The sequence below is a fragment of the Bacteroidales bacterium genome (assembly GCA_021648725.1).
Classification (GTDB): Bacteria; Bacteroidota; Bacteroidia; order Bacteroidales; family JAADGE01; genus JAADGE01.
This window is the reverse complement of sequence record JAKISF010000038.1, coordinates 18688-28189: the sequence shown is the minus strand read 5'-3', so window position 1 is coordinate 28189 and position 9502 is coordinate 18688. Positions and strand designations below refer to the sequence as shown.

Genomic DNA, 9502 nt, shown 5'->3' with positions numbered 1-9502 from the left:
ATTGTAGCAAAATTATTTATATATTTTTTAGATTTTATTTTCTTGCCCACACTTTTGTCTCAAAACCTGAGCCTTTGCCTATAAACAAAGGGGTAGACAGGTTTTAGGCTGATGAACTTCCGTTTTAGGAGTTCCCTAAATCTAATATTTGTCGAATTAAAGGTTTATTTGTATTTTTGGTTCGCTTGAATAATCCCATTTTTTTTAATTTGTGGTAAAATTTAAAAATTATGGGATTTTCAGGCTTTTTTAAAATAAAATTTCGGATAGTTGTGATTTACAAGCATAATAAAATAAGATATTGACTAAAAGTTATTGAAATAAATAATTATTTTAAAATTATTGCGTTTCTATAAAAAATCAGACATTTATTAAGTTTAATATTTTTAAAAAATACTTTTTTTAACTATGTTTGTATTCTGATTAATAAAACAAACTTATTATGAACAAAAATTTACTTTTAACATCTATTTTTTTAGGATTTATTGCGTTATTCTTAACAAACTGTAAGTCAGGAGAAGATGCAGATATTGACGAACTGGATGGTGAAACATTAGAACTGGTTGATATAAGAGAAGAAATATTGGTTTCAATGGTTGCACCGTCAGACATGGCTGTTTTTCTTATTGATAACCCTGATTTGTATTTTAATAAAGATATAATTAATCCTACTAATAATTCTGCAAAATATAATACAAATTCAAAAATTGCATTAAATATCGGTATTTATACCGCTGATTTAAGCTATGCAAGCCTTTTTGAACAAGAACAAATAACTTATAATTATCTTGATGTAGTTAAAGGAATGTCTGAAGAACTGGGAATTACAAATTCCATAGAAAAAAGACACCTGGATATGATAAAAAATACTAAACTTGACAAAAAAGAAATGATTAGTATTATTAATGAGTCGTTTATGAATACAGATGCTTACCTGAAAGAAAATAATCGACAAAAAATTACTACTATGATTTTAATAGGGGGCTGGGTTGAAGCTCAATATATTGCCGTTTCTTTATCAAAAGGTTCTCTCGAAACAAATAAACAATTAACCGAAAGTATCTTAGCTCAAAAAATTTCTTTAGAATTAATGACAATGGCATTAGAAAATGTTGAAAATGATAAAGTTTTATTATCATTAAAAGAAGACATTGACAACATTTATAAGGCATACATTTTGCTTGAAGAGAATATGAATGAAGAGAATTTTAAAAGTTTTTGTGATTTAATTACAAATGTCAGAATGAATTATATTGTTTAATTCTAATTAAATCTTAACTCAAATTCTATACAATGAACAAAATAATTACAAGAATATTAGTTATTTCAATAATTTCAATTTTTGCTTTTAATAAATCAGAAGCTCAATGTATTGATTTGGTTAAACATAAAGGTTTTACATATTTAGATACAAGTAAATATATTCCTGAGGCAAGATTTAATGCACTTCCTTTAAGAGAAGGTGATGACGTTGATATTTACAAATCATTCTTTAAAGGCAGAAATTACAGAATTGTAGTAATAGGTGCTGATAATATGCCTAAATTAAACTTTAAAGTTACTAACTTTCAAAGACAAACATTATACGACAGCAATGTAGATAAAATGGAAAGTTGGGACTTTATTTCAGATAAAAATCAAAATTTAATTATATCTGTAGAAGTTCCTGATGCAGAAAAAGACAAAAAACCTCAAAGCGGCTGTGTTGCCGTTATTGTAGGGTTTTCATTTTAAACTTATAAATTAAGAGAATATATCAACAGCTTTTTTGACAGCAATTTCAAAAAAGCTGTTTTTTATGTTATTAGAAATCTTATTTTCATTTAACCAATTAATAAAATCTGTTGTATTAAGATTTGCCACAAGGTCTTTACCCGTCATCGGGCAACCGCCCATTCCGTTAAATACAGTATCAAAATTGCAACAACCTGCTTCATAGGCTTTTTCAATTTTAGAAATTGTATCCTCACTTTTTGTATGTAAATGCAAATTAAATTCAACATCAGGATATTCCCGAATCACATTGTCGAAAACCAAACCGATTAAATGAGCAGTTCCTGATGCCGTAGTATCAGCCAAAGGAATATATCTGATTCCTCTTTCGTATAATATTTCAATCCAATCCATTAATATGTCAATTCCCCAATCGTCATCATACGGGTTGCCGAATGCTACAGCTAATGTAATATGCGGTATTTTATTTTTATTTATACAAATATTAAGAATTTCATCAACAGTTCTCAATGATTTCTCAATACCTGAGTTCATATTTTTCTTTTGAAATATTTCAGAAATACCGAAAGGATAATTTAAATAGTCAACAATATCATATTCGGACGCAATTTTTGCATAGTGCTTGTTTCCGACAAGAACAGATAATTTTGTTCCGTTAGTTTTCTCAATTTTATCCAACACTTCTCCCGTATCTTTCATTTGCGGAACAACTTTCTCAGAAACAAAACTGCCTACATCAACAATGTTAAAACCGACCTTAAATAAAGAATTTATATAATCAATTTTTTTCTCGGTAGGGATAAATTGTTTTAATGCCTGCATTGCATCGCGAGGTGATTCTGTAATTTTTATCATAATAAATTGTTTTAAAAAATGCAGTCGGTCTGTAAGCCGGATTCTGTCTTTAAAACAAGTTTAAAGTTCTGTCATTTATCTTCGTTATAACTCACATTATAACTTTAGCTCTCAACCCCTCAACATCGGGCGAGCAACCCTCAAACGCTGATATACATGAGATTGCAACTTTCAAGACGAACGGCTGCCGAAGTTACCGACGGCACCGGTAAGCTCTTACCTTACCTTCTCACCCTTACCCTAAAACAAGTTCAGGGCGGTTATTTTCTTCTTCGTTACTATGCTCTCACGAACATCTTCCCGTTAGGAAGTGAAATGCTCTTTGTTGTCCGGACTTTCCTCTCTCCTGAATAAATTCAAAACAGCGACAGAACAACCGACTGCCGTGCAAATATAAATGTTTTTAATCTATCTTTTAAATTTAATAATATTTTAGTTTCTTTTGTATCCTATAATGAAATCAAAATTTAATATAATCAAGCAACAAATTGTAAAATCTACAAACGACTTTGCAAAAGAATTGTTACTAAACAGAAAAATTGTTGACTTCTCTGTTATTACTGCAAATGAACAACTTGCAGGCAAAGGGCAAAGAAATAATACTTGGTTTAGCGATACGGGTAAAAATCTGACACTCAGCATCATAACCTATCCTGTTTTTCTTAGAGCAACGGAACAGTTTTATTTATCAAAAGTTATTTCTTTGGGAATTGTTGAATATTTAAATTCTAAGAATATTAATTTCAAGATAAAGTGGCCGAATGATATTTATTTTAATGATAAAAAAATTTGCGGTATTCTTATTGAAAATTCAATTGCCGGTTTATCAATTAAAAACTCAATTATAGGAATAGGACTGAATATTAACCAAGAAAAATTTCCTGAATATTTGCCTGATGCAATTTCTCTTTCGAATATTAAGAAAAAAGACTTCTGTTTAGAAACGGAATTATTATTATTACTTAATTCTATATATAAAAAGTATCAACTTTTAAGAAATAAACTGTTTTTTGATATTGATAATTTGTATCATAAACATTTATATAAAATAAATGAGTTTTCCGACTTTAAAGATAATGCAGGTATATTTAAAGGTAAAATATCAGGGACTTTACCCGAAGGCAAGTTGATTATTGAAACTTTAACAAAAGAAAAAAAGTTTTATAATTTTAAAGAAGTTGGGTTTTTACCTGTTTCGGAGTTATAATAATTCCTATTTAACAGTTCCCCAGTTTTCGCCTGATTTTATTCTGTATAATTGCATTTCAGAAATTCCGAAACGTTTTGCAATCATTTTCATCCTTGTTTTTCTGTTTGGATCGTTTATTAACTTCTTAATCAACCTTACCCTGCTTTCATCAAGTTTTGCATAAGTTCGCTTTATTTTATTTTTGTATATCGGATTGCTGAATTGATGATCTTCTTTTTCTTTTTTTGTTGCCCAAGCAAGATTATAAGTTCTGTTATTTGTTTTGTCATAATCTCTATGAATTACATATTTTTGGTCTTCATTATTTTTCGGAATAAATGTCTCTGCTACTAATTTGTGAATATATCTTGCAGTTCTTTTTTTTGACTTTTGGATAAGTGAAATACGATAATAGCCGTTAAATAAATTAGGTTTTATTACTATACCTTCTTCTTTGTTTACTTTAAAGCTTTTTATTCTGCCGTAATTTGAGATTTTGTATATCTCATTATCGGAAATGCTTCCTTCAAAAATTACATCTTTCCACTGTTCGTTCCAATATTTATTTTCCATTTTGTATTTGTTAAAAAATAAATTTACATCCTTTCAGGCACTTCAATTCCCAACAAATCTAATGAGTTTTTAATTATTACTGCTGTTTTCTCAGAAAGGCTTAATCTGAATTTCATTAAATCTTTATTTTCTTCTTTTAAAATAGGCGGTATTTCATGATAAAAACGATTATATTCCTTTGCTAAGTCATAAACAAAACTTGCAACAACAGACGGGTTACGTCTTTTACCGGCTTCCTCAATTACATCTTCAAAATCATATATTAGATTTAACAGCGATAATTCAGAAGGCTCAAGTTTTTCAACATTATTATAATTATAATCAATTACACCTTTATTTTCTGCTTTAAACAACATTGATTGTATTCTAACATAAGTATATTGAACAAAAGGTCCTGTATTTCCGTTAAAATCAATAGATTCTTCGGGATTAAATGTCATATTCTTTTTTGCATCAACTTTTAATATGAAATATTTTAAGGCTCCGAGTGCTATTTTTCTGAAAATTTCATTTTTCTCTTCTTCTGAGAAGTCTTCTAATTTTCCGAGCTCATCAGATTTTTCTTTTGCGGTTTTTATCATTTCATCAACCAAATCGTCGGCATCTACAACCGTTCCTTCTCTTGATTTCATTTTTCCGTCAGGCAATTCAACCATTCCGTAAGAAATATGACTTATGTTTTTTGCCCAATCGTATCCTAATCTTTCCAATACAATTTTAAGAACCTTGAAATGATAATCTTGTTCATTTCCTACGACGTAGGCTGATTCGTTAAAATTAAAATCCTCATATCGTAAAATTGCGGTTCCTATATCTTGCGTCATGTATAAAGCAGTTCCGTCTGAGCGAAGCAAAACTTTTTCGTCAAGACCGTCTTTTGTAAGGTCAATATAAACAGTTCCGTCTTCTTTTTTCTGTAACTTACCTTCATTGAGTGCATTTAGGATTACCTCTTTTCCTTGTAAGTAAGTTTGGGATTCATAATATATTTTATCGAAGCTTACACCGAGTTTTTTATACGTTTCATCAAATCCGGAATATACCCAATTATTCATAGTTTCCCACAATTTACGAACTTCCGGTTTACCGCTCTCCCACTCTTTCAACATAGTTCGAGCTTCTTTCATCCAAGCAGCTTCGTTTTTTGCATCTTTTTCATCCGTTCCGCCGGCAACAAGCTCTGCTATTTGCTTTTTATATTCTTTATCGAATGCCACATAATAATCGCCTACAAAATGATCGCCTTTCATTTTTGAATCTTCGGGAGTTTTACCGGCTGCAAGTTTTTGCCATGCAAGCATTGATTTACAAATATGAATACCTCTGTCGTTTACGAGGTTTATTTTGATAACCTTATTTCCGTTTGCTTCCAATATTTTTGCTTCCGACCAACCTAATAAATTATTTCTGATATGCCCGAGATGCAATGGTTTATTTGTATTGGGAGAAGAATACTCAATAACAATTTTCGCAGCATCTTCTTTAATTTCTTTAAATCCGTAACTGTCATTATCTTTAATTTCAGAAAAAAACGACACCCAATAATCATCTGACAATGAAATATTTAAAAAACCTTTAATTACGTTATAGGCTGCAACTTCTTTCATATCTTTAACAAGTACTGCTCCTATTTCCTCAGCAGTAATCTCAGGCGATTTTTTCGAAAATCTTAAAAAAGGAAAAACTACGAGTGTGAAATCTCCGGTAAATTCTTTTCTTGTTTTTTGAATTTGGATTTGCGTGTCAGGAACATTTGCTCCGTATAGTTTTTGAATTATTTGATTGACAACGTCTTTTATTTTTTTATCTGTTCTTTGCATATTCTTAAACTAAATTGCCGGCAAAAGTAATAATAACGACATTATAATAATTCATATATTAAACTTATTTTTAATCTTATTATTTTTAAGTTTCTTTACAGACTAAAATAAATAGCTTTTCGTTAAACAATTAAACATATTCTCTGATTAATGAAATTAATACTTAGACTTTTCTTATTTGCATCAATTACTGTTTTGTTTGTTCTGACTTCTTGCAAGAAAAATAAATTTATTACAGACGGTTCGGCAAAACTTGAATTTAATACAGATACCGTTATGTTTGATACAGTATTTACGGGCATCGGTTCGGCAACCAGATTTTTTATAGTAAGAAATAAACATGAATTACCGATAAATATTTCAGAAATTAAACTTGCAACCGGCGAGAGTTCAAAATACAGACTAAATATAAACGGAACACCCGGAAATTATTTAAACGATATTGAAATTGCCGGACAAGACAGTATTTTTATTTTTGTAGATGTTAATATAGACCCTTCAAATGATGATATAATTGAATATGACCGGATTATATTTACTGTAAACGAAAATAAACAAGCTGTTCACTTAACTGCATTCGGACAAAATGTACATTTTTTAAATGACTCTGTTATTGACACACAAACTTGGATAAACGATAAGCCATATTTAATTTATAATTCAATGGCTTTAAATGAGAATGAAGTTTTAACAATTGAGGAAGGCGTTAAAATTTATTCTCACAGAAATTCAAGAATTTATATTTTAGGAACATTAAATGTTCTCGGAACTTATAATAATCCTGTTATTTTTGAAGCAGACAGATTAAACGGTCATTCTTCCATTTTTTTAAATGACAGCACAGATAATTATTCTGATATCTCAGGACAATGGGGAGGAATATGGTTAACAAAATTCAGTAAAAATAATTATATAAATTATGCAGAAATTAAAAATGCAATTATAGGTATTCAGGTTGATTCGACAGGAGATTCAAATTTCACACAGTTAGAAATTCATAATACAAAACTTGAACATCATTCTTATGCAGGTATTTTAACACAAGAAAGTTCTGTTTTTGCAACAAATTGCCTTATAACCGACTGCGGCTATTATAATATTGCATTAACACGCGGCGGAAATTATGAGTTTTACCACAGTACAATAGGAAACTACTGGAGAGGCGTAAGGCAAGCACCTTCTGTTTATTTAAATAATTATTTTCAATATGACGGAACTGTTTATATTTATCCGTTAGTAAATGCTTATTTCGGTAATTGCATTATTTGGGGAAATGATTCTACGGAAATAGGCATTGAACAGCATGAAGCAGGAGAAACATTTAATTATTTATTTGATAATTGTGTATTAAGAATTGCTCCGACAAGCGATATAAACACTACTGATATTGCCCATTTTAAAAATAATATTATAAATGAAGATCCGCTTTTTGCAGATTATTATGCTTATGATTTTATACTGTCAGAATTATCTCCTGCAATAAATACCGGTAATTTTGAAATTACAAACCTTTATCCTGCATTATTAAATACGGATTTGAACAATCAAAACAGAGTCGGAAATAACTCTCCGGATATAGGTTGTTATGAGTTTGTCGGAAAATAAAATCTCCACTTTTATTTAATTAATTCTCTTATTTTTCTTTTACCGGAAAAAAACGTTACTCTTTTTTCTCTGTTATATCCTTTTTGCTTTTTTGGGCATAAATAATTGATATTGTAATTGATATAATTGCAAGAACCATAAAAGCAACTATTCTCAGAGCCATACTTATGTTTTCCAAATCAAAAAATAACAAATAAAGAGCTGTAATAATAAAGGTAAATATTGCCATCCATCTGTATTTCACATTATTCAATACTCTGCTTATAAGATAGTAAAGTAATGCTGCTGCTGTCCACGACAAAGTAATGTATTCTTTCGGTAATGCTTCATATAAAGCATATAACAACATAAAAAATGCAGCAACAAGATAGGTGGTTCTTAAAAATTCTGTTTTTATTTCTAATCTGTCTTTTTTCCAGTTCAATATTCTGGCTGTAACAAATGCAGCAATCGCAAATGCAAAATTAATACTTACAACTGTATCTTTAAGTGATAAATATGTAATTAACAGGAATATAAACAAAATTCCGTTCATAATTACAATAAATTTAGACCTGAACCATAAAGCCATCGAAACAACCAATAAACTTTCTAATGCAAGCATGAAAAACGAGTTCGGTAATTGGTAGTAGCCGTAAACGGTAACACTAAGCATAACAAATCCGTACAGTGCATACAGAGGTGCAGCAAATTTATATTCAGATTTAAACTTTAATGTAACAGCAGCACCCAAGCAAAAAATAAAAACTGAAAAGAATATCCAAATATAATCTTCGGGAAAAAAGCTTAATACATACAGAATAATTAACAAAGAGAAACTTATACCGTTTAAAATAACACAAGTCAGAATAAAGTCAGGTGATATTTTTTTATTTTTGGGTAAAAGAGTTATTAATGTATAAGCTGATGCAATTATAAATAAATAAATTATACTGTAACTATGGTGTTCTGTAATCTTAAATTCATTTCCCACAACCGGATTACCGCTTAACCATATTAAGAATGAACTATAAACTAAAATTATTGATAAGGATAATAATGCTTTCCATTTATTTTTAAATACAAAATAAATGGATACTATCGAAATGAAAGTAATAAGGGAAAGCATAAAATGTGTTGAATCACTTAATATTGCAGTTGTAATTGTAAGAAACAATGCAATTACACCAAACATTTTTGATTTCAATTTTACAGATAAGAAAAAATGAAAACCGTTTAACAGAAGCAATAAAACGATACATACCCATTTTGATGAAATTAACGGGGTCTCTAAGAAAAAATGTAGCCTTAAGGTAAAGTAGTATAGTAATAAAACACTTGTTATTCTGAATATTAATGTAATGTAAGGCAAAGACTTACGAATATATACAGACAGCCCGAATATAGCGGCAACAGATAAGAATCCGATAACTCCTGCCACTATTTGATGCCCGCTCTCTTGAATGGATTGGGTCATGAAAATAAGCCCGAAAAATAATATGATATTACCTGTCCAAATTAATCCGTATTTACCGAATTTGTTTTCAAGTTGCAGGTGTTTATTTTCATTATTCTGAGCAGTTAACTTATTTTCATATTTCAAAGATTGTGTATCCGGCTTTATTTTTTCTTCATTTGATACCTTAATATCTTTTTGTTGCTCGATAACAGCTACCTTTTGTTCTAAAATATCAAGCCGATTTAAAATTTCAGTTAATTTATAATTATCTTCTTGTAGTCCCATAAG

The 9502-nt window shown here is 29.6% G+C and carries 8 protein-coding genes and 1 other RNA gene; 4 read left to right on the top strand and 5 right to left on the bottom strand.

Features of this window, described 5'->3' with window-relative positions; translation table 11 throughout:
• The first annotated feature begins 442 nt into the window (after positions 1-442).
• Together L3J35_12050 and L3J35_12045 are read left to right on the top strand one after the other, a co-directional pair.
• Positions 443-1261, top strand: coding sequence for a hypothetical protein (locus L3J35_12050; protein MCF6366921.1), 819 nt, complete (start codon positions 443-445; stop codon positions 1259-1261).
• A gap of 32 nt (positions 1262-1293) precedes the next feature.
• The gene (locus L3J35_12045) at positions 1294-1734 is read left to right on the top strand and encodes a hypothetical protein (GenBank protein ID MCF6366920.1); all 441 of its coding nucleotides are present in this window, start codon (positions 1294-1296) and stop codon (positions 1732-1734) included.
• A gap of 9 nt (positions 1735-1743) precedes the next feature.
• Here the strand turns inward: L3J35_12045 and L3J35_12040 are convergent, their stop codons facing one another.
• Together L3J35_12040 and rnpB are read right to left on the bottom strand one after the other, a co-directional pair.
• Positions 1744-2589, bottom strand: coding sequence for a hypothetical protein (locus tag L3J35_12040; GenBank protein ID MCF6366919.1), 846 nt, complete (start codon positions 2587-2589; stop codon positions 1744-1746).
• 16 nt (positions 2590-2605) lie between these two features.
• Positions 2606-2973: RNase P RNA component class A (gene rnpB / locus L3J35_12035), an RNA gene on the bottom strand.
• Between the two features lie 70 nt (positions 2974-3043).
• On the opposite strand from rnpB, the gene L3J35_12030 reads away from it, so the two are divergent.
• Positions 3044-3796, top strand: coding sequence for a biotin--[acetyl-CoA-carboxylase] ligase (locus L3J35_12030; protein MCF6366918.1), 753 nt, complete (start codon positions 3044-3046; stop codon positions 3794-3796).
• A 6-nt stretch (positions 3797-3802) separates the two neighbouring features.
• On the opposite strand, the gene L3J35_12025 is transcribed toward L3J35_12030, so the two are convergent.
• Both L3J35_12025 and argS read right to left on the bottom strand, forming a co-directional pair.
• On the bottom strand, positions 3803-4351 hold the full coding sequence (locus L3J35_12025) for an NUMOD4 domain-containing protein (GenBank protein MCF6366917.1): 549 nt from the start codon (positions 4349-4351) through the stop codon (positions 3803-3805).
• 23 nt (positions 4352-4374) lie between these two features.
• Positions 4375-6171 carry an arginine--tRNA ligase gene (gene argS, locus L3J35_12020; protein ID MCF6366916.1) on the bottom strand — a complete coding sequence of 599 codons (1797 nt, stop codon included), beginning with the start codon at positions 6169-6171 and terminating at the stop codon, positions 4375-4377.
• A gap of 150 nt (positions 6172-6321) precedes the next feature.
• Here argS and L3J35_12015 point away from each other — a divergent pair, with 150 nt between their 5' ends.
• The gene (locus L3J35_12015; protein MCF6366915.1) at positions 6322-7776 is read left to right on the top strand and encodes a hypothetical protein; all 1455 of its coding nucleotides are present in this window, start codon (positions 6322-6324) and stop codon (positions 7774-7776) included.
• A 55-nt stretch (positions 7777-7831) separates the two neighbouring features.
• Here L3J35_12015 and L3J35_12010 read toward each other — a convergent pair whose 3' ends face one another.
• Positions 7832-9499, bottom strand: a complete 1668-nt coding sequence (locus tag L3J35_12010) for a hypothetical protein (protein MCF6366914.1) — start codon at positions 9497-9499, stop codon at positions 7832-7834.
• Between the last annotated feature and the right edge of the window lie 3 nt (positions 9500-9502).